This is a genomic window from Sphingobacterium sp. SG20118, assembly GCF_044740685.1.
Lineage (GTDB): Bacteria > Bacteroidota > Bacteroidia > Sphingobacteriales > Sphingobacteriaceae > Sphingobacterium.
The window spans coordinates 4,877,041-4,898,641 of sequence record NZ_CP172826.1 but is presented as its reverse complement, the minus strand read 5'-3'; the positions used below and the strand labels follow the sequence as shown (position 1 = coordinate 4,898,641).

At 37.7% G+C, this 21,601-nt stretch carries 15 protein-coding genes and 1 tRNA gene; 6 read left to right on the top strand and 10 right to left on the bottom strand.

Translation table 11 applies throughout. The features are described 5' to 3' along the window. Window positions 1–10 precede the first annotated feature (10 nt). Entirely contained in the window at window positions 11–1,174 is a 1,164-nt protein-coding gene (locus ACFX5U_RS22465) for an exo-alpha-sialidase (RefSeq protein ID WP_400262177.1), read from the top strand. Between the two features lie 80 nt (window positions 1,175–1,254). On the opposite strand, the gene ACFX5U_RS22460 is transcribed toward ACFX5U_RS22465, so the two are convergent. From ACFX5U_RS22460 to purD, 3 genes are all read right to left on the bottom strand, one after another. Beyond that, window positions 1,255–1,968, bottom strand: a complete 714-nt coding sequence (locus ACFX5U_RS22460) for a pirin family protein (protein ID WP_038695106.1) — start codon at window positions 1,966–1,968, stop codon at window positions 1,255–1,257. A 359-nt stretch (window positions 1,969–2,327) separates the two neighbouring features. After that, a tRNA-Glu gene (locus tag ACFX5U_RS22455) sits at window positions 2,328–2,399 on the bottom strand. A gap of 91 nt (window positions 2,400–2,490) precedes the next feature. After that, window positions 2,491–3,765, bottom strand: coding sequence for a phosphoribosylamine--glycine ligase (gene purD / locus ACFX5U_RS22450; RefSeq protein ID WP_038695104.1), 1,275 nt, complete (start codon window positions 3,763–3,765; stop codon window positions 2,491–2,493). Window positions 3,766–4,119: 354 nt separating this feature from the next. Here purD and ACFX5U_RS22445 point away from each other — a divergent pair, with 354 nt between their 5' ends. From ACFX5U_RS22445 to ACFX5U_RS22425, 5 genes are all read left to right on the top strand, one after another. Then, window positions 4,120–4,884, top strand: a complete 765-nt coding sequence (locus ACFX5U_RS22445) for an enoyl-CoA hydratase/isomerase family protein (protein WP_400262176.1) — start codon at window positions 4,120–4,122, stop codon at window positions 4,882–4,884. A 92-nt stretch (window positions 4,885–4,976) separates the two neighbouring features. Beyond that, window positions 4,977–5,672 carry a hypothetical protein gene (locus ACFX5U_RS22440; protein ID WP_280571364.1) on the top strand — a complete coding sequence of 232 codons (696 nt, stop codon included), beginning with the start codon at window positions 4,977–4,979 and terminating at the stop codon, window positions 5,670–5,672. 78 nt (window positions 5,673–5,750) lie between these two features. Further along, entirely contained in the window at window positions 5,751–7,484 is a 1,734-nt protein-coding gene (locus ACFX5U_RS22435; protein ID WP_280571365.1) for a phospho-sugar mutase, read from the top strand. An 8-nt stretch (window positions 7,485–7,492) separates the two neighbouring features. Next, window positions 7,493–8,041 carry an NUDIX hydrolase gene (locus ACFX5U_RS22430; protein WP_280571366.1) on the top strand — a complete coding sequence of 183 codons (549 nt, stop codon included), beginning with the start codon at window positions 7,493–7,495 and terminating at the stop codon, window positions 8,039–8,041. Window positions 8,042–8,179: 138 nt separating this feature from the next. Further along, window positions 8,180–9,493: a hypothetical protein gene (locus ACFX5U_RS22425; RefSeq protein WP_038695094.1), complete on the top strand. Its 1,314-nt coding sequence runs from the start codon at window positions 8,180–8,182 to the stop codon at window positions 9,491–9,493. Window positions 9,494–9,541: 48 nt separating this feature from the next. Here ACFX5U_RS22425 and ACFX5U_RS22420 read toward each other — a convergent pair whose 3' ends face one another. From ACFX5U_RS22420 to ACFX5U_RS22390, 7 genes are all read right to left on the bottom strand, one after another. Beyond that, the gene (locus ACFX5U_RS22420; protein ID WP_400262175.1) at window positions 9,542–10,372 is read right to left on the bottom strand and encodes an N-acetylmuramoyl-L-alanine amidase; all 831 of its coding nucleotides are present in this window, start codon (window positions 10,370–10,372) and stop codon (window positions 9,542–9,544) included. A 283-nt stretch (window positions 10,373–10,655) separates the two neighbouring features. Continuing rightward, a complete protein-coding gene (gene gcvP / locus ACFX5U_RS22415) occupies window positions 10,656–13,529 on the bottom strand; it encodes an aminomethyl-transferring glycine dehydrogenase (RefSeq protein WP_038695090.1) in 2,874 nt (957 codons plus the stop codon). Window positions 13,530–13,949: 420 nt separating this feature from the next. Further along, window positions 13,950–17,132: a carboxypeptidase regulatory-like domain-containing protein gene (locus ACFX5U_RS22410; protein ID WP_400262174.1), complete on the bottom strand. Its 3,183-nt coding sequence runs from the start codon at window positions 17,130–17,132 to the stop codon at window positions 13,950–13,952. Window positions 17,133–17,242: 110 nt separating this feature from the next. Next, complete coding sequence (bshC, locus tag ACFX5U_RS22405; RefSeq protein ID WP_400262173.1) at window positions 17,243–18,832, bottom strand: bacillithiol biosynthesis cysteine-adding enzyme BshC; 1,590 nt, start codon at window positions 18,830–18,832, stop codon at window positions 17,243–17,245. A 119-nt stretch (window positions 18,833–18,951) separates the two neighbouring features. Then, window positions 18,952–20,286 carry a 30S ribosomal protein S12 methylthiotransferase RimO gene (gene rimO / locus ACFX5U_RS22400; RefSeq protein WP_280571372.1) on the bottom strand — a complete coding sequence of 445 codons (1,335 nt, stop codon included), beginning with the start codon at window positions 20,284–20,286 and terminating at the stop codon, window positions 18,952–18,954. 14 nt (window positions 20,287–20,300) lie between these two features. Further along, window positions 20,301–21,263 carry a signal recognition particle-docking protein FtsY gene (ftsY, locus tag ACFX5U_RS22395; protein WP_038695082.1) on the bottom strand — a complete coding sequence of 321 codons (963 nt, stop codon included), beginning with the start codon at window positions 21,261–21,263 and terminating at the stop codon, window positions 20,301–20,303. A gap of 172 nt (window positions 21,264–21,435) precedes the next feature. Further along, a complete protein-coding gene (locus ACFX5U_RS22390; RefSeq protein ID WP_081918277.1) occupies window positions 21,436–21,597 on the bottom strand; it encodes a DUF4295 domain-containing protein in 162 nt (53 codons plus the stop codon). Window positions 21,598–21,601: the final 4 nt, after the last annotated feature.

The following is a 21,601-nucleotide window of genomic DNA, read 5'->3' as shown; positions in this document are numbered from 1 at the left end:
ACATAAAACTATGCAAAAACTATTTTTAACACTATCAATCCTGTTTTCTTCAGCTGTGATTTTTGCGCAAGAAACAATTGTTTTTAAGTCGGGCGAAGACGGTTACAAGAGTTATCGTATTCCCGCAATTGTCAAAGATAAAAGTAACAATCTTATTGCATTCTCAGAAGGTCGTGTAGACCATGCTGGAGATTATGGCAATGTTGATATCGTCTATAAAATCAGCGCTGACAATGGCAAAACATGGGGCCCGTTACAGATTGCCGTTGATCAAGATAAATTCCAAGCAGGCAATCCTGCTCCAGTAGTTGATCTTTTAGATCCTCAATATCCAAAAGGAAGAATTTTCTTGTTCTACAACACTGGAAATAACCACGAAGGTGAAGTTAGAAAAGGGAATGGCATTCGCGAATGTTGGTATATCACTTCAACAGATGCTGGTAAAACATGGACAGAACCAACGAATATTACGACAGCTGTACATCATCCAAACCAACCTTCATTCAACGCGAACTACACATCTAAAGAAGATTGGAGAGCCTACGCAAATACGCCAGGTCACGCTTTACAATTCGACTCTGGAAAATATAAAGGTCGCATCTATATCCCTGCCAACCACTCTGAAGGAGCTCCAAAATCAGCAGGAAAAGATTACTATGCACATAGCTACTATTCTGATGATCATGGAAAGACATTCAAAATTGGAAATACAATTCCCTTCGAAGGTGGGAATGAAACCATGGCTGCTCAAATCTCTGAAACAGGATTGTATATGAATACCCGAAACCAACAGGGCAACGTACGCAACCGCATCGTTTCCTACTCAAATGATGGTGGAGCGACTTGGGACACAACTTTCTATGACAAAAATTTACCTGACCCTGTTAATCAAGGTGCTACCTTATCGTGGAAAAAAGGTAAAAATTATATCTTAGCAGTTTGTAATGCAGCTTCTGAAAAAGACCGCGATAACTTAACCTTACGCATCAGTAAAGACCAAGGCAAAACTTGGTACTTTAACCATGTCGTAGCAAAAGCCCCTACTGGCTACAAGGATGCTGATTCTTACTCTGCCTATTCAGATATCGTTCTTATCAACAGCAAGAAAATCGGCGTACTATATGAAAAGGGCAACTATGAAACGATTGTTTTCGATGCCGTTTCCATCAAATAGTAACATACCTCATTAAAGAATAAAAAAGGGTTTGTATCGATGAGATACAAACCCTTTTTTTGTTAAAACCGTTTATTAAATTAAAACATCGGTACCTCTATCAACAAAATCTGAGCATCTGCTGTTGCCTGCATTTCAATAGTATCAACATCCCAAATACCGATAGCATCCCGCCTGTTTAGAAGCTCTCCAGCGACTTGAATACTTCCTTCTAACACAAATACGTAAACACCTTTATGTTCTCCATGTAGCGCATAATCAACAACAGCATGAGCATCTAAATCCGCTAGATTAAAGTACGCATCTTGGTGAATCAATACCGCTTGACTATCTGCCTGATCTGGAGAAACGATTGTTGCAAACTTATTTTTTCGATCGATATCCAAATAAGTCTTTTGATCATAACTTGGTACCAATTGTCTTTCACGTGGAATTACCCAAATTTGTAAGAATTTAACGGGGTGCTCTTTACTACCATTAAACTCAGAATGCGTAATACCTGTTCCTGCCGACATAATCTGCACATCACCGGTTTGGATATCACGACTTGTCCCCATACTGTCCTGATGTGATAAAACACCAGACAAAGGAATACTGACGATTTCCATGTTATCATGTGGATGACTTCCAAAACCATTTCCAGCTTCAACAAAATCATCATTCAGAACACGCAATGCACCAAAATTAAGTTTATCTTGATCGAAGTAGTTTCCGAAACTAAACGAGTGGGCACTTTTCAACCATCCAAAGTCAACATGTCCACGATTTTCAGCTTTATGTATTATCTTTTGCATTTTCCTATATTTATATGTTCCAACACTCAAATAATGTACCAAGCTCAAAATCAACAGACAAAGGCTTCTGCAAACCTGACATATTGACAATAAGCATTGTGAAATACTCTTTTTTAGACTTAACTCACATAAACATCCTAAATTATACTGTTAATGGTACCCAAGTCATCCATCAAATCATTTAATGATTACATTAAGGCTTTCAAATTCAATTTGAGAAAAAGGTCGCACGATATCAATTTCTTCTTATTCAGGTTAATGAGATTATTTGCTTAGTTCACACCTTTTAGATGGGGATATAGTTAGATTAAAAATAAGGTCAATAAAAAAAAGCGACTTAATTTCTTAAGTCGCTTTCGTAGCCCGTAGGGGAATCGAACCCCTGTTTCTAGAATGAAAATCTAACGTCCTAACCCCTAGACGAACGGGCCATTTTTTGCATCTCCTGTAGGGAACTTCCCTGTTTGGAGATGCAAATATAGCCTTTTATATCAATCTTCCAAAAAAGATTTAAAAAAAATATTAAATCAAATCAAAACCAATATCTCTTCGGAAGTATTTACCGTCAAAATAGATTCTTCCTGCATCAGCAGTTGCTTGTTGCAACGCATCAAACAACGTGTCCTGCAACGTGGTTACCGCAATCACACGACCTCCCGAAGTCAACACTTGACCATCCTTCTCAGTTGTCCCTGCATGAAAAACAATTGATTCCTTTACATTCTCAATATTTGAAATTACTTTACCCGACTCGTAGTTTCCAGGATATCCACCAGCTACCAACATCACAGTCACTGCAGTTTTGGGACTAACAGTATAAGACCGAGTTTCCAAATTACCCTGAGCAACACCCTCTAATAAATCGATCAAATCCGACTCGATACGAGGCAAGACAGATTCTGTTTCGGGATCTCCCATTCTTACATTGTATTCAATCACCAAAGGCTCTCCATCTACATTCATCAATCCGATAAAAATAAATCCTTTGTAGGGCGTATTATCTTTCTTTAAACCTTCAACAGTAGGTTTAATAATACGTTCTTCAACTTTATTTAAAAATACTTCATCCGCAAAAGGAACTGGGGAAATGGAACCCATACCACCGGTATTTAAGCCCGTATCTCCTTCTCCAATTCGTTTATAGTCTTTAGCAGAAGGCAATACCTTATAAGAGTTACCGTCCGTCAATACAAATACAGAAAGTTCAATACCCTTCAAAAACTCTTCGACAACGACTACATCGCTTGCTGCGCCAAATTTAGAATCCGTAATCATGGCTTTCAATTCTGTTTTTGCATCTTCCAATGTTTCACAGATTAAAACTCCCTTACCAGCTGCTAAACCATCTGCCTTCAACACAATTGGTAGGTTTTGTGTTTCCAAATACGTCAGCCCTTCTTCTAAATTCGTTTTATCAAAAGAACGAGATGCCGCAGTAGGGATACCATGACGCTCCATAAATTGTTTTGAATAATCTTTCGAGCCTTCCAATTGTGCCGCCGCTTGCTGTGGACCTATAACAGGTATATGTTTCAAGTCGGCACGATTTAAGAAATAATCATGAATACCTTTTACTAATGGCTCCTCTGGACCCACTAAAACCATATTAATGTCGTTTTCCAAAGCAAAACTTGCAATGCCATCAAAGTCTGTTACTTTTAATGGAACGTTTTGACCATACGCACCTGTACCAGCATTTCCAGGAGCAATAAACAAATTTTGAAGACGCTTACTTTGCGAAAGTTTGTAGGCGAAGGCTGATTCACGACCGCCAGAACCAATAATTAGGATATTCATAGCACAAAGATATTTGTTTTAGGCTAATATTTAGAGAAAATTTAAAATTGATACCTTATCCTTTAAAAACAATGATTTCTTAAATTATTTTCGTAATTTTTCGCAAATATTAAATATAAATTGATTATAATTAGTTTATTACGATAAGCTATTAGCGCTACATCGATTCAAAACTATCAGACTTCAAAAAGTCTTTTATTTCGCATCATACCAAGGTAAAGAACCGCTAATCGAAAACACATATTCTCCTTTCATAAAAAGGGAATTAGGCTTAAGTTAAGATATGCAGATCAAAGTACTTGTAACAGCAAATCAGATATATAAAATTCACTTCAATAATAAATCGCGATAATTATGAAACATATCCTTGTTAAAACAGAAGACCGCATTGCGAATATATTCTTAGACCGAGGGAAATCCAATGCCATGGATACCGTTCTATTGGAAGAGTTAAACTCATGTATACACGATCTAAAACTGGACCCTGCCATTGAGGGCGTCATCTTACATGGAAAAGAAGGTTTTTTTAGCGCAGGCTTGGATCTCATAACTTTATATGCGTATAATGAAGTTGAAATTAAAGAGTTTTGGCAATTATTTTTAAAAACAACAAATGACCTCGCATCATTTCCAAAACCGTTAGTAGCGGCTATTTCAGGTCATAGCCCGGCAGGAGGCTGTGTCCTGGCAATCTGTTGCGATTACCGCATTATGGCTGAAGGAAACTTTATGATCGGATTGAATGAAATCCCGGTAGGATTGATTGTCCCAGAAAGTATTTTTCACCTCTACAGCTTTTGGATTGGCAAAGCAAATGCTTATCGCTTGTTATTGGAAGGGAGATTACTAAGTCCACAAGAAGCCCTTAAAGTAGGTTTAGTCGATGAAGTAGTATCGGCAAATACCATTCAAACTGCTACACTGCGTAAAATAAAAACAGTTACACAGTATAACAAAGATACTTGGCAAGCCTCTAAATTAAACTTCAGAAAGGAACTGCTTCAAAATCTAAGCTTAAACCAAGAAGAAACGATTGAAAAGATTTTAGTACAATGGTGGAAACCATCTACACGAAGCATCTTAAAAACAATCATTGATAATTTAACAAGAAATAAATAAAATAGAAACAAGATAAATGGATAATGCTTTTGATAAAGACATCGGTTATTATAATTTTGCAAGCAACTTAAATGAATTAAATCCGTTTAATAATGATGACAAATATGTTTAATAAAATATTGGCTTTCACGCTATTATCGATTATTTTTCTAAGCAGTTGCAACAGAACTGCAGATAAAAAGGAAAGTCAACGCGACTCTATCGATGCGATCGCTCCTGATAGCCTTTCGACAATAGTCGATTCAATAGACATTCCCATTGATGAAACCACTCAGGAAGAATCATTAGACTTAGCGATAGCAAATATCACTCAGGCATTTAAAACACAGAACTCCAAAATGTTAAACGATTATATCGATAAGACAGTTGGTTTTTATACCCTATACAGACCTGGCGTACAAGCCATCTATGTCCATGCGACATCTTTTGATTTCAATCGGCCTATTCCTGATTACTATCCCTACACATCATCAAGCTTTTCCGGAAAAGTTACTTTCGGGCCATTACCAACTTACGATTGTGGAAAAGAGGCATGGAGTAAAAAAGGATTGTTCTGTAATAACAAGCAACATCCAACAGAATTATCCCATACAGCAAAATTTATGAATGAAATTCTTGATTCGAAAATATCAGCTTCTGAGATTCAAAAGTTAAAAGCATTAGAAGCGAAAAGCTATCGCGTGATATTGACGGACAAAAATGCTCCGCTTATATTTCACATCACAAGCAGAAATGGAAAATGGATCTTTACGGTACTCGATCGCGCCTATGGTGGATGCGATGCTTAACAAGGCATATTTTATTTAAAAATAAAGCAATACATTCCTAAAAAATATTTAATTTGACGGTTTTAATTCACAACAACAATGAATAATCTGGATCAAGAAATACAAGCAAAAGTCAATCAATGGCTTAGCACAGAATATGATGAAGTAACGAGAACGGCGTTGCAAAAGCTAATTGACAACAACGAAATCACAGAATTAACAGATTCATTTTATAAAGATTTAGAATTTGGAACTGGTGGCTTACGCGGAATAATGGGTATCGGCTCCAATAGAATGAATAAATATACCATCGGAAAAGCAACACAAGGATTAGCGAACTATTTAAAAAAACAATTCCCAAACCAAACCATCAAAGCTGCTGTTGCCTTTGATAGCCGTAATAATTCGAAGGCTTTCGGTCAACTTGTTGCTGATGTATTCGCAGCTAATGGGATACAAGTATATTTATTTAATGAGCTTCGTCCCACCCCTCTATTGTCTTTTGCAATCCGTCACTTCGGTTGCCAAAGCGGTGTCATGCTGACTGCGTCTCACAATCCAAAAGAATATAACGGATACAAAGCCTATTGGAATGATGGTTGCCAACTAACCGCCCCACATGATGCCAATGTAATTGCTGAAGTAAATGCCATTCAAAATGTTTCAGAAATCTTATTTCAACCCATCCCTGAGAACATAATCCCTTTAGGTGAAGAGATTGATGACATCTATATTGAAGAAAATAAAAAATTAAGCCTCTACCCCGAAGCAGTTCAAGCTGAAAAAGATCTTAAAATCGTATTCTCTCCCATCCATGGTACTGGAATTACGATTGTTCCAAAAATGTTAAAAGCTTGGGGATTTGAAAATATCTCAGTTGTTGAAGAACAAGCAACTCCCGATGGAAATTTCCCGACGGTTATCTATCCAAATCCTGAAGAAGAAGATGCCATGGCACTGGCAAAAAAGAAAGGTGAAGAGCTGGATGCAGACCTTGTACTGGCGACAGATCCGGATGCTGATCGCGTTGGAATAGCCGTGAAAAATGATAAAGGAAACTTCCAATTACTCAATGGAAACCAGATTGGCAGCCTACTCGTTTATTATGTATTGAGCGCTAAAAAAGAGCTGAACCAGCTCAATAATAATCCTTATGTAGTCAAAACAATTGTAACAACAAACCTCCAAGCCGATATTGCAAGGCATTTTAACGTTCCCTATCATGAAACATTAACAGGCTTCAAATACATTGGCGAGTTAATGACCAAACTAGGCGATTCGGCGACATATCTTGTCGGCGGAGAGGAAAGCTATGGTTATTTAGTCGGAAGTCTTGTACGCGACAAAGACGCTCCAAATGCATGTGCTTTCTTGGCCGAGATGACAGCCTACTATAAATCAAAAGGCAAGTCGCTCTTCGATGTCTTACTCGATATTTATCAAGAATTTGGTTGTTACCAAGAGAAATTGGTTTCACTTACTAAAAAGGGTAAAGCGGGTGCTGAAGAAATCATAGAAATGATGGATAAACTACGCAACGACCTTCCAAAATCTTTAGGAGGCATCCCAGTTATTGAAGTCCGTGACTATGAACGTTCAATTGCCATTAATATCGCTTCAGGAGACAAAAAAGTAATCGATCTACCTCAGTCTGATGTTTTACAATTCATCACGGCCGATGGCGATGTAATCTCAGCAAGACCATCAGGTACAGAACCTAAAATTAAATTTTATTGTTCTGTCAAAGCACCTTTAACAGATAAAGCTGCATATGACGAACTCCAAAAAGAACTAACAGCAAAAGTGGACCGAATGATGGCCGATATTATTTAATTGGCGATATGAAAAAGTGGAAACTACTCGCATCAGAATACATCTGTAAAGCCCCTTGGGCAACATTGAGAAGAGATACATGCGAACTGCCCAATGGCAAGATTAACGACCATTACTATGTGCTAGAATACCCGAATTGGGTCAATATGGTTGGTATTACAACAGATAATAAGCTAATCATAATCAAGCAGTATCGTCATGCAGCAGGTGAAATCATCCTTGAGATCCCAGCGGGTACAATGGAACCAGGAGAAGAACCACAATATGCTGCAGAGCGAGAAATGCTGGAAGAAACAGGTTATCAATTTTCCAAGATTGAAAAAATTGCGGAACTATATGCCAATCCGGCCACAAGTAAAAATATCACCCATACCTACCTTATGCAAGGAGGAGTAAAAGTACAAGAACAGGATTTGGATGAAAGTGAAGATATCGATGTGTTTCTGGTCTCTATAGAAGAAGCAAAGGAATTGCTGCTTCAAAACAAATTTGGTCAAGCATTACAGAGTTCAGCGCTATTTTATGCCTTTCACAAATTGAAAATATTTGAGGCATAATTGAGGTCAAATTTTACAAATAAAGCTTAAAAAAGGGTTATTTTGATATCAAAATAACCCTTTTATTATCAATCGACTAATTATTCTCTTATCAGCCTTTCGTTTTCAGCAAACTAGCATTTTTCGTACCTTTGCAGCATGGTAAGAGAAATATTTGAAACCAAAAGAAAAGCGCTAAGAATCAATCTAAATGCAGAGATTTATGGCACCTTTGCCGAAATTGGAGCTGGTCAAGAAGTTGCCCGTAATTTTTTCAATGCAGGAGCAGCATCCGGAACAATTGCCAAAACAATGTCGGCTTATGATATGACTTTTAGCGATGCCATCTACGGAGAAGAAGAAGATGGTCGGTATGTAAGTCGTACCCGTTTAACGAAAATGTTGAAACATGAATTCGACTTATTGACCAAACGCTTACATGGTGAAAAATATTGTAATAAAAAATTCTTTGCCTTTGCAGACACCGTCACTACATTAAACTTTACTAAAACCAATGAACCTCATGGTTGGATTGGTTTAAGATTTCAACACGAAGTAGACGGCCCTACCAATGACATCATTATACATGTTAGACTACTCGATAGTGACAACCAATTACAGCAAAAAGTATTGGGTATTATCGGAGTCAACTTACTATTTGCAGCTTACTATTACACCGACAATATACAGACCATGATCGAATCATTGGTCGACAATCTATCGGTGGGTTCTGTTGAAATTGATTTAGTAAAAGCGAGCGGTCCTTTATTTGAAAGCGTCAATGAACGACTCATTAATCTATACCTAATCGCAACGGGTTTTGCTAAAGCAGCAATCTTTAAACCAAATGGTAAAGCTGCACAGATAAAAGACTATCTGTACAAAAAGAATATCATTCTTTTAAGAACAAAATATAGACAAAAATCACTTCCTAACTTTGACTTATTCAACCTTGCCGTTGAACAATTTAAAAAGAACACCGGAGCAACTACAGAAAATACCGTTGTATTGATCGAAGTTTTAATGGGAAATGTCTTAGAGGAAGATCATATCATCACAGACAAAGATCTCGAAGAGTTTGCACATCGTGCGGAGGAACTTTGTTCTACAGGCAACAACATTATTGTCAGCAACTTTAGGAGAAACAATCACCTAGCCGAGTTTATCAATAACTTTAAACCCAAAAATATCGGTATTGCCACCAATGTGTCCAACCTACGAAATATCTTCAACTCGGACAATTACAATAAGGAGCACTACACCAACGAACTTCTTTCTTACATTTCGGGCATGTTCAATAAGAACATCAAACTGTATGCATATCCCTATTTGTTGAAGAAAGAAAACAAGATCATTACCACAAAGAATATGTCAGTTTCAGAAGAGGCTAAACCCTTATTTGATTTCTTGATCAAAAACGGCTATATCATAGACATCGAAAATTACGACATTAAATATGTTAAGACGGTCTAGCGCATATGAGATATAAAAAAATGGGTTCCAAATTGGAGCCCATTTTTTTTATAATACCTTTTTATATATCGAGTACAATATCTTCAAATCTTGATCATTTAATAAAGCTACGTTAACATTATTTTGAATATAGTGCTGTTTAAAAGCCTTTATAGCAGCATCTAAATTCTTAACATCATAGCCAATGATCCTTAAGGCTAACTTTGGATTAAAATCCAATGGAGGCGTCTCCAAATACTCGTCGTACCAATACCCAAAGCCCCTATCTGCTAAATTCTTCCAAGGAAAACGAGAAGGGTCATTTTTACGAGTTGGAGCCAGATCCATATGACCAATGAAGTTTGCCTGCGGAATATTGTATTTCACCTTCAGGTACGACAGCAATTCCATAAGCGCATTGATCTGCACATCCCTCCACGGATCCGTTGTGCCGTTATTATCCAGCTCGATACCGATAGAAGATGAGTTAAGATCCATATCATTGCCCCACTTACCCAGTCCAGCATGATGAGCACGATAATAGTCATTGACCATTTGCACCACCTTACCTGTACGCCCAACTACGTAGTGTGCGCTAACGCCGGTCTTCTCCGAATGAAAGGTACGTATCGTTTGTCCTAAAGAATCTTGTGCAGTATGATGGATAACAACATAGTTCGGTTTACGCATACCAAAATTAGTCGATGCTATCCATTCTTTTTCAATAGATGCCGGTAATTTCATGATTGCTTGATTCACAACAGGGTTAGCACCATATTCTTTTGAAAATTCCTTTGCCTTTTTCTTATAGATTTTTTCTGTAGCGGCATACTTACCTGTCGAACAGGACGCAAATAAACCAGCTATAAGGAGGAAAGTTAATGTTGATTTTATTTTCATTATTAAATAATTACGACATGAGCCCGCAGGCTCGACTTGTTTATCATTTATTTTTAAGGCATTCAAGTTCCATTCAGCAGTTTTAAAGAAAATGAAGCTTGTCTAAGTTATTCATTTCTTTCAAATTATTGACCCAAAGATACTTCAAAATTTAAAATATGCACGCTTACAGATGAGTTTGATAGCAGCAAGAGAACGGCATCAAGTTGATCCCTAAAACGGCCATTAAACAAAAAAAGCCTTCATGATGAAATGAAGGCTTTTTTTTATTTATATGCTTTGACTATGCTTCAGCGTATTCTTCAATAGAAGGACATGAACAAATTAACGTTCTATCCCCTTGAGAATCGTTTACACGACCTACAGAAGGCCAAAATTTACGATCTTTCAAATAAGATAAAGGATATGCCGCATTTTGACGAGAATATGGTCTATTCCACTCATCAGCTGTAACAATTGCAGCTGTATGAGGAGCATGTTTCAATACGTTCTCTACACGATCAACTTCACCCGCTTCCACCGCAGCAACTTCCGCACGAATAGCAATTAAAGCGTCGCAGAAGCGATCGATTTCAGCTTTAGACTCAGACTCCGTTGGTTCAACCATTAATGTACCTGCAACTGGGAAAGAAACTGTTGGCGCATGGAAACCATAATCCATCAATCTTTTTGCAATATCAGCAACTTCAACACCTACATTTTTATAGGAGCGACAATCTAAAATCATCTCATGTGCACAACGACCATTAATACCTGAATATAAAACTGGATAATGGTTTTCTAAACGGGACTTGATATAGTTCGCGTTTAAAATAGCTGTTTTAGTAGCTGTTGTCAATCCGTCACCACCCATCATAGCGATATAAGCATGAGAGATAATTAAGATAGAAGCAGAACCAAATGGAGCTGCAGATACCGCAGTGATACCTTCTTCGCCAGAAACTTCTACCACTTCGTGGTTTGGTAAGAAAGGTACTAAGTGTGCTGCTACGCCGATTGGACCCATACCTGGGCCACCACCACCGTGAGGGATACAGAATGTTTTATGCAAGTTCAAGTGACATACGTCAGCACCGATACGACCAGGACTAGTCAAACCAACTTGTGCATTCATATTGGCACCATCCATATATACTTGTCCACCATTTGCATGGATAATCTCACAAATTTCAATAATAGGCTCTTCAAATACACCGTGTGTAGATGGATAAGTCACCATGAATGAATTTAAGTTTGCAGCATGCTCTTCTGCTTTCGCTCTCAAGTCTGCTACATCGATATTACCACGCTCGTCACATTTAACAACCACTACTTTCAATCCAGCCATAGATGCTGAAGCAGGGTTAGTACCATGCGCAGAAGCAGGGATTAAACAGATATTACGGTTATGCTCGCCGCGACTTTCGTGATAAGCACGAATCACCATTAAACCAGCATACTCACCTTGAGCGCCAGAGTTTGGTTGGAAACTCATTTTTGCAAAACCCGTGATTTCTGACAACCAATCATTCAACTCACCGATCAATTGCATATAACCTGAAGTTTGATCCGTAGGAGCAAATGGATGTAAGCCACCAAAATTAGACCAAGTAACTGGAGTCATCTCAGCAGTCGCATTCAATTTCATTGTACATGACCCTAAAGGAATCATAGAATGACATAAAGATAAATCTTTCGCTTCTAATGATTTGATGTAACGTAACATCTCACTCTCAGAATGGTAGCTGTTAAAGATAGGATGTGTTAAGTAAGCAGAAGTACGAACCAATTCAGCTGGAAGAGCCGATGTCAATGCAGCTTCAATTGATTCGAAATCAACATCAGCAATATTTTTAGCTTTTACTTTAGCAAATACTTTAACAATCGTTAAGATATCTTCATATGTTGTCGTCTCGTCGATAGAGATACTAACAACCGAACCTACATAATGGAAGTTCAACTCGTTGTTTAAAGCTTCTGATTTCAAACCAGCTGCTTCTCCTTCTAATTCGAAACGAACAGTATCAAAGTAGTTTTTATTTAATTGCTTATACCCTAATTGTTGTACTGCTTGGTCTAACAATTGAGTCAAATCATGAATACGACCTGCAATATTTTTAAGTCCTTGTGGACCATGGTATACAGCATAAAAAGATGCCATAATCGCTAATAAAGCTTGTGCAGTACAAATGTTAGAAGAAGCTTTATCACGACGGATATGTTGTTCACGTGTTTGTAATGCCATACGCAATGCGTAATTGCCATTAGAATCTGTTGTGACACCAATAATACGTCCTGGAATATTACGCTTGTAAGTGTCCTTTGTTGCAAAGAAAGCTGCGTGAGGTCCACCAAATCCCATTGGTACACCAAAACGTTGCGAAGTACCAACCACGACATCAGCACCCCATTCTCCTGGAGGAGTCAAGACCGCTAAGCTCATCAAGTCTGCAGCCGCACATACCGTAATATGTTTAGCGTGAGCAGCCGTTGTAAAAGCGCTATAATCTATGATGGAACCATCTGCTGCAGGGTATTGAACAAATGCTGCGAAAACATCATCTGTCAATTGCTCTTCAGCAATTGCAGTTATTCTCAGTTCAATGCCAAATGATAACGCACGAGTACGGATAACATCGATTGTTTGGGGATAGGCATTTTCAGAAACTAAAAATACATTAGCCGCTTTATTTTTACGAGCAGAATACAACATAAACATCGCCTCTGCTGCAGCAGTAGCCTCGTCCAACAAAGATGCATTTGCAATTTCTAAGCCTGTTAAATCACAAACAACAGTTTGGAAATTTAATAATGCTTGTAAGCGACCTTGCGCAATCTCTGCTTGGTAAGGAGTATATTGTGTATACCATCCTGGATTTTCAAAGACATTTCTTTGAATAACACCTGGCAATATCACATCAAAATATCCTTGTCCGATATAAGACTTGAAAACTTTATTTTTTTCTGCGATTTGTTTTACCCTTTTCAAATAAGCGGTTTCGCTTAAAGCAGCAGGCAATTGTAAAGCTTGTTTAGCACGAATTTGTGCAGGAACAGTTTGCTCGATAAGTTGGTCTAGCGAATCAACGCCCAAAAAATCCAACATTTCTTTCGTTTCAACAGCACTAGGTCCGTTGTGGCGATCTTCAAATTTCTCTTGAAAATGTATGTTACTCATGTGTGCAAAAAATTAATGCCTTCTGCTAGATTTTTATTTTTTTGGTTCTCTTAAAAATAATAGCAAAATAGCTGCTTTTTGGATGTGCAAAGATACATTTTTTCAAGTCCTAAAAAAAGCAGATTCTCTGGTAAAACCAAATATTATATTTCGATTATAAAACAATCGTTTGCAATCTGATCTAAAGTCAAATTTTTCAACATTTTTTATTTGCAGGAAATGCTAAAAACAGAACAATCCAATCCTGAATAATAGCTCCACGACAAGCGGCATCCTTAAAGGTTATGTTATAACAGGTGAAAAATAAACTCCAAATCTATAAACACCTATCAATAAGCCAGATTAAATCCAAAACAACAAATATCAATGCCAGAAAGCAGGCGATCCTTAAAAACAAGAATTGCCTATTATATGCTCATATTAGAAAGAATACCGTAAACCCAACTGAAATTGATACGGATTACCAGAAGGAATAACAACCCCAGTATTGTTCAAATTGTAGTTAAACTGTTGCTTGTTGGAATCAAAAGCAGGTAATGCTGGATTACCATCTGCAGCCTTGACACCCAACGAGTACAATGCCTGGTTGCCCAAAGATTCGTTCACACCCCAAGATTTCTTAAATAAGTTGGCCACATTAAACAAATCAGCAGACACTTCCAAAGCATGAGATTTATAGAGATTAAACTTCTTTGCGATACGCAAATCAATCAATCCATAAAAGCCATTGACGCCACCATTACGTTCAGCGATCATGCCCTCATATTTCTCGATGTAATCTTTTAAGCTCTGACTTGCATTTGGATTATCCAATAAAGCATGTAGGCCATTAACCAGATTAGTTGGAGTTTTTGCACTGTTCGGGTCAAAAATAAAAGCCAAATCATTATCACCCGCCACAAAATCACCATTGATGTTACCTCCGGCAAGCAAACTATAACGCGAGCCACCTATACCTGAATAACGGACCCCTACACTTACGCCATAAAATGTTGGCAAAGTTCCATAAATAACGACTTTATTGCGGAATTGATTATTTGAATAGGACATTTTACTCAAATCCCTAGGATCATCCTTTACCGCTAAAGATAGTGTTGCGGTATTCGCTACATTTCCATTATATGAGGTATTATCTTTTGCATCATTCCAAGTATAACTAACAGATAGAGAACCATCTTTATAATATTGGTAACTCGCGTCTAGCACAACAGCAAATTGGTTGACTTTACCCTCTGAGTTCAACTCTAATACACGACCAAACTTATTGGAGATACGTCCTTGTTTCCAATCCGATTCACCGTTCACAATAGCAGATGCTGGAACATAGACGCCACGATTATCTTCATTCACCAATCTAAAAAATGGATCCTTTACCATGTTTCGATCCACATACATGTAATTATTCCGTCCGAGGTTCATGTATGCTGAAATACCAGCTTTCAATTTTTCTGTGAAGAAATGAGAATATGAGGCATTTGCCTTATAGACTACCGGTATTTTAGCATCAGACCCATAAGTATTAATCGTAGGAACTTGAAATTGCTCCAAAGTTGGAGCTGATGAAGGATCTTTACGGTATTGGACAAAATCTGGTGTTGGTACATCCCCACCCCGAACATCGACTGTTGCAAAATGCTTCCCATCAAATGTCAGGTTGTTAATTGTCATATAGTTATTGATATCTGAGGCAAATATCCCACCCCCAATGCGGAAAAAATCTTTATGCTCCTCATTAACATCCCATGTCATCTGGAAGCGCGGTTGTATCACCAATGACTTTAACTTATGATCCGTTCGTACACCAACCTCTTTCAACAGCTCTTCATTCAAAGGAGAAGTCGGATAGTGTCCATAGTCAAACCGTAAGCCAGCTACCAAGTCCAAACCAGTCGCAATTTTAGACTGCAATTGACCATAGGCCCCCGCGTTGAATATCTTACCAACAACGGTCGGATCGGCTACCAATGGTACTTCTCTGTAGTAATTATAGGCATTCCGATCTTGAAAATTTTGCAATGCGGTCCTACTATCGCTTGCTCCAAAATGAAAACGACCATTTACCTCACTACCATAAATAGAACTCGCATGCGTATACATCAAATCAACTCCAAATGTATAATTAATCTTATCTGTACTATAATAAAGATTATTGACCAACTGGAACACGTTGTTTTTAAAAGATTCTTGAGCAAAACGATGTCCTCCTAATTGGGCTGTAGTTTTTAAATCATTGCTACCTACTTTAGAGACAATATTCTCGACAATAGCACGAGGGATGTTTTGACTTGGCAATAGATCACCAGGGCTACTATTTTGGTAAGTATAAAGGTGCTGTAACTTGAGTTCATTGGTTACATTAGCGGAAACAGACGTCCGCAAAGTCGCCAAAAAACTATTATCAATATTCTTATCATTTCCATAAGATTCGTATAATGTAATAGGCTTATTATCTTGTAACCCTAATTTATTGAGGTCACTGGTAAAGTTATTGCGGATGGTTAATAAATTACTCGAATTGATTTGCCAATCAATACGCCCAAAAACAGCATCAGAACCTCTTTTCTTATCAAAAGACCCAAACTGACGGTCGTTACTCAACCCATATTTTTCTCTACCGATATCCACGAACGCATTTAAATTGTCTTGGGTGATTCTAAAACGCTCCTCATCCAAAGTGGAGGTTATATCTGCGATGATCAAGGGTCTTGTATCTTGCTGATGATCCCAAGCGACAAAATAATGTAACTTATCTTTAATGATTGGTCCACCTAATGTAAAACCATACTGATAAGTAGAAAAATCATTCGTCCGCTTCTTTCCATCTATAGTATTCGGACTAGATAACCAATCTGCTCGAGAATAGACCCAAGCACTTCCCTGTGTTTTATTCGTCCCTTGTTTAGTAACGGCACTTACAGTACCTCCTCCTGCCCTACCATAGGTAACATCATATTGATTTGTGACCACCTTAAATTCTCGAACTGCTTCAATTGAAATCGAGAATGGAGCGCCACTCCTACTTGTTGTGGACCCTGCTGAAGTTGGATTTTTTGCATTCATCCCATCAATGGTAAAGTTTGTGGAAGAACCCAATTGGCCACCAATATTATCTCCTTTACTCAGAGGCGATAGATCCATCAATGAAGTAAAATTCCGCCCATTAACAGGTAATTTTGCAATGTCCTTTGCCGTTACGGAGGTCGCCGCACCCAGATTCTCAATTTGATTTTTTAATGTGCTTGTTCCTTTAAGTTCTACAGTTTCTAAAACATTTGAAGCATTTTGAATAGAAATATTCTGGCGAATAAGATCTCCTTGGTTCAGATTAAATCCGCGTCTTATCTGCTCGCCATATCCGATATAGCTAACCTTAAGTGTATAAGGACCACCCAAAGGCAATTCTTTAAAATTATAGTCTCCATTTACATTCGTAGATGTTTTCGTTGTAAAGCCTGTCGATTCATTGCGAACCTCTACAGAAGCTCCCTGCACTCCTCTGGAATTTTCATCTGTAATTTTCCCTGCAAAGCCAGCTTGAGTTGTCTGCGCATATAAACCGGTTCCGATTACTGTTAAACATGTGGTTAGTAAAAATTCTTTCATCTAGTATTTTGTTACATTGTTAGTAAACAAAACTAACCACAACCTATTAACTAGAACTGAACTCTATGTTATCAAATTATAAATGAAAAAAGCCAGCAATTAGCTGACTTTTAATATAATATCGTGAATTTAAAATCCAAGGGATTAAAATGCTTGTATAACTCGTCGAATAAAGAATCGCCATATTTCACATAGAGCAGTCCAAAGTTTTCAGACCTTTCTTGTAGCCCACCCCCCGGGAAGAGGCGTTCTTTAATATGATCAATATTGGATAAAGCATCTTTATGATTTCGCTTTTCAGCGCGCATTAATTTTTTCTCTAAATTATTGATTGCTTTTTTAAGTCGTGCTTTTATCGCTTCGGTACTTGGAGCTAGGCTTGGATCGATCTTATGTGTGCGAAGCTTTATTTTTCCAAATATAGCATTCAACTCCATCCATTCATCGTTCAAATTTAAACGATGCTTAGTCTGCCTGCGTACGAATTCTTTTTTTAGAATCTCACTATCTCGAAATATACTTTTAAAAGTAAGATCCTGTCTAAATATCTTAGAAACAACATTATCTTCTGTGATCATCGCCGAATTACGAGGGATTAAGATTGGAAAATCAATATTATATTGATCGAAGTTCGCTTTTAATTGCATCCAATAAACCATCTCCGCACCACCACCAATATAGGCCAAGTTTGGTAAGATCAGCTCTTGGTACAACGGGCGCATCACAACATTAGGGCTAAACCGCTCTGGATAAGCATCGATTTCTTTCTCCAATTCCGCTTTTGTGAAATATATATCCTGATGCAAAACTTCATAGCGACCATCTGCATTTAACACAATCCGTTCGCGATAGGTATCAGTCAAATAGAAGAAATTGATTTCACGCGCATGCACCTGTGTCGCAAAACCCGCATCTTCCAATGCCTTTGATGTACTACCAATGGCTTGAAAACTCTTTTCTGTTAAAATATCTTCCGCAATAATAGGTTTGAAAACAGTTTTTAGAGCCTTATCATCTGCATCGATAATTACTAATCCAAATTTTTTAAACAATTCGTTCACCAAGTATCGCGTTGCATCAGCTAATTTAGGATGCTTGAGATAAGCGTCCTCAACAATGCTGGCAAGTTTACACGAATGCTCAGAAAGTCCTAAAACACCCGTATATTGCTTTACAGCCTGAACAATGGAATCGGTATCCATTCGCCCGGTAGCAGACACAGTTGGTGTATCCCAAACGATTTTCTTACCAGAAAGTTTGGTATGATTAATTTCTACAAAATCATGATCCTCCGTTGCCATCCAATAAACAGGAATAAATTCCTTGTCCGGAAACTTTGCCTTCAGATCATCTGCTAAACGAATAGCTGTAATGATCTTAAATATAAAATAAAGAGGTCCTGTAAAAATATTAAGTTGATGCCCAGTCGTAACCGTATAGGCATCTTCGAGCAGTAGTTTATCAATATTGGCCGAAACCTGAGGGGAAGAATCTAAAAGATCGCCATACTGCACCTTTAATCGATCAACTAAAAGTGTACGCGAAAGAAAGGGTTTTTTTTCCTTGATCTGCTTTTCAAAACCAGCTAATGTCGGCCAATTCCCAATAAAAGGAGCCAAAGTTTGATCTTGATTCAAATAGGCAATAAGGGTCTTAGAAAAGCTGTTGGTCTCGCTATAGTCTATATAAGTTGCTTTCATTCGTGATTACATTTGCACTAAAACAGATTAATATACATAATTGCTATACAAAATAAGCAATTTTATTTTCTCTGCGCACAAATGTAGTGTTTACGAATAAAAGCAACGATTGTTATCTATTATTTGACAATTGATCCATATAAATCAAAGTCTTCTGCACGGTCGACTTTTACATCTACAAAATCACCAATACGAGCATAGTTTGTTTTTGCATCCAATACAACTTCATTGTCTACCTCTGGTGAGTCATATTCAGTACGTCCGATAAAGTAATCACCATCAACGCGGTCGATTAACACTTTGTAAGTATTGCCTATTTTCTCCTGATTAATCTCAAAAGAAATACCTTGCTGCACTTCCATGATCGCTTCTACGCGCTCTTGCTTTGTTTCCTCAGGAACATTATCCTCCAATGAATGGGCGTGAGTTTTTTCTTCATGCGAATAAGTAAAACAACCCAGACGATCAAAACGTGTCTCCTCAACCCATTCCAACATCTCTTGAAAATCTTGTTCGGTCTCATCAGGATATCCACAGATCAATGTCGTACGCAATGCGATATTTGGAACTTTATCGCGGATTTTATTAACCAAGTCAATCTGTTTCTGTTTGCTTGTACCACGGCGCATAGAAGTCAACATACGATCTGAAATATGTTGTAATGGCATATCTAGGTAATTACAGATATTCGAACGCTCGTTCATCGCATCCAAAATATCCATAGGAAAACCCGAAGGATAAGCATATTGCAAACGGATCCAATCGATACCCTCTACATCAGACAAATGGCGCATCAAGTCAGAAAGATTACGTTTACCGTAAATATCCAAACCATAATAGGTCAAGTCTTGGGCAATCAGAATTAATTCTTTCGTTCCATTAGAAGCTAAAAATTTTGCTTCTTTAACCAAATCATCGATTGATTTTGAAACGTGCTTACCACGCATTAACGGAATAGCGCAAAATGAACAAGGACGGTTACAACCTTCAGCTATCTTAAAATAAGAATAGTGCGAAGGTGTCGTCAACATACGTTCACCTAACAATTCATGACGGTAATCTGCTCCAATAGATTTTAATAAATCTGGCAAATCATTTGTTCCGAAATAAGCGTCAACATTCGATATTTCAGACTCCAACTCCGGTTTATATCGTTCCGAAAGACAGCCGGTAACAATGACCTTATTTATCTTTCCTTCTTCTTTCAATTCGGAGAATTGCAAGATTGTATCAATAGATTCCTGTTTGGCATTATCAATAAAACCACAGGTATTAATGACAACGATATCGTTTTCTTGAATATTAGTCGCCTCATGTACGACTTCGATTTGGTTACCTTTTAATTGTCCCATCAAAACTTCACTATCGTGAATGTTTTTAGAACAGCCTAATGTAACCACATTGACACGAGGTTTTGATTTTGGCTCTACAGCCTTGCTATATTTTGTTTTCATACATTGGATGTGAATTACTTGAACAGCGAATCCACAAACTCTTTTTTGTTGAATAACTGTAAATCGCCGATTTTCTCACCGACACCAATATATTTTACAGGTATTTTAAATTGATCTGATATGCCGATAACTACGCCACCTTTTGCCGTACCATCCAACTTCGTTAGTGCTAACGCATTGACATCAGTTGCTTGCGTAAATTGCGTACATTGTTCTATTGCGTTCTGACCCGTAGAAGCATCTAAAACCAATAGAATCTCATGTGGTGCACCAGGAATTACCTTTTGCATTACATTTTTTATTTTCCCCAATTCATTCATCAAGCCGACCTTATTATGAAGACGACCTGCAGTATCAATAATACAGACATCATCGCCATTGGACACGGCAGATTGGATTGCATCGTAAGCAACAGAAGCCGGGTCAGAGCCCATCGCTTGCGCTACCACACGAACACCAACACGTTCACCCCAAAGTTTGATTTGTTCTACTGCAGCAGCGCGAAAGGTATCCGCAGCACCCAAAACAACTTTATTACCCGCAGTTTTCAATTGGTGAGCAAGCTTGCCAATTGTCGTTGTTTTACCAACACCATTGACCCCTACTACCATAATCACATATGGCTTGTGATTGCCGTATTCAAAATTTTCAAAGTCAGAACTATTATTTTCTGCGAGTAACTCTTGAATCTCTTCTTTCAATAACGTATTCAGCTCTGAAGTCGATATATATTTATCACGTGCAACACGTGATTGGATACGCTCTACAATCTTTAAAGTGGTGGTCACGCCAACATCGGAGGTCACCAATATTTCTTCCAAATTATCTAAAACATCATCATCGATTGTTGATTTACCAACAACTGCTTTTGTAATTTTAGAAAAGAAACCTTCCTTGGTCTTCTCCAAACTTTTATCCAGAGCCTCTTGAGCTTCAGGAGTTTCTTGTTTTTTCTTGAAAAAATCGAATAATCCCATTTAAATATGTTTCACTTGTGAATACGTTAATATTTACTTCCAAATCAGTAGCAATACTGAATGCCAAAGATAGAGATTTGAAACCAACAAAAAAAGCCCTTTCGGTGTATACCAAAACGGCTATTTTTTGAATTCTTTTTAAAGAAAAACTTTAAAAAAGGAAAATTACAAGTTATTTAGCAGCCTGTGCTAAAGTATCTTTTACTTTATCATTGTGAACCATAGCTTCTTTGAAAGTATAAGCTCCAGTTTTAGTTGATCTAGTAGTAATAATAACCTTTGTAAATTCTTTACCGCCACCTTTTTGTAACGATGCAACAGATTTTTTTGCCATGGTA

Bases quoted from the DNA above. Each gene is read 5' to 3' on its own strand.
- ACFX5U_RS22465 (WP_400262177.1), top strand. From the start codon at position 11: ATGCAAAAACTATTTTTAACACTATCAATCCTGTTTTCTTCAGCTGTG.
- ACFX5U_RS22460 (WP_038695106.1), bottom strand. From the start codon at position 1,968: ATGCAAAAGATAATACATAAAGCTGAAAATCGTGGACATGTTGACTTT.
- purD (WP_038695104.1), bottom strand. From the start codon at position 3,765: ATGAATATCCTAATTATTGGTTCTGGCGGTCGTGAATCAGCCTTCGCC.
- ACFX5U_RS22445 (WP_400262176.1), top strand. From the start codon at position 4,120: ATGAAACATATCCTTGTTAAAACAGAAGACCGCATTGCGAATATATTC.
- ACFX5U_RS22440 (WP_280571364.1), top strand. From the start codon at position 4,977: ATGATGACAAATATGTTTAATAAAATATTGGCTTTCACGCTATTATCG.
- ACFX5U_RS22435 (WP_280571365.1), top strand. From the start codon at position 5,751: ATGAATAATCTGGATCAAGAAATACAAGCAAAAGTCAATCAATGGCTT.
- ACFX5U_RS22430 (WP_280571366.1), top strand. From the start codon at position 7,493: ATGAAAAAGTGGAAACTACTCGCATCAGAATACATCTGTAAAGCCCCT.
- ACFX5U_RS22425 (WP_038695094.1), top strand. From the start codon at position 8,180: ATGGTAAGAGAAATATTTGAAACCAAAAGAAAAGCGCTAAGAATCAAT.
- ACFX5U_RS22420 (WP_400262175.1), bottom strand. From the start codon at position 10,372: ATGAAAATAAAATCAACATTAACTTTCCTCCTTATAGCTGGTTTATTT.
- gcvP (WP_038695090.1), bottom strand. From the start codon at position 13,529: ATGAGTAACATACATTTTCAAGAGAAATTTGAAGATCGCCACAACGGA.
- ACFX5U_RS22410 (WP_400262174.1), bottom strand. From the start codon at position 17,132: ATGAAAGAATTTTTACTAACCACATGTTTAACAGTAATCGGAACCGGT.
- bshC (WP_400262173.1), bottom strand. From the start codon at position 18,832: ATGAAAGCAACTTATATAGACTATAGCGAGACCAACAGCTTTTCTAAG.
- rimO (WP_280571372.1), bottom strand. From the start codon at position 20,286: ATGAAAACAAAATATAGCAAGGCTGTAGAGCCAAAATCAAAACCTCGT.
- ftsY (WP_038695082.1), bottom strand. From the start codon at position 21,263: ATGGGATTATTCGATTTTTTCAAGAAAAAACAAGAAACTCCTGAAGCT.
- ACFX5U_RS22390 (WP_081918277.1), bottom strand. From the start codon at position 21,597: ATGGCAAAAAAATCTGTTGCATCGTTACAAAAAGGTGGCGGTAAAGAA.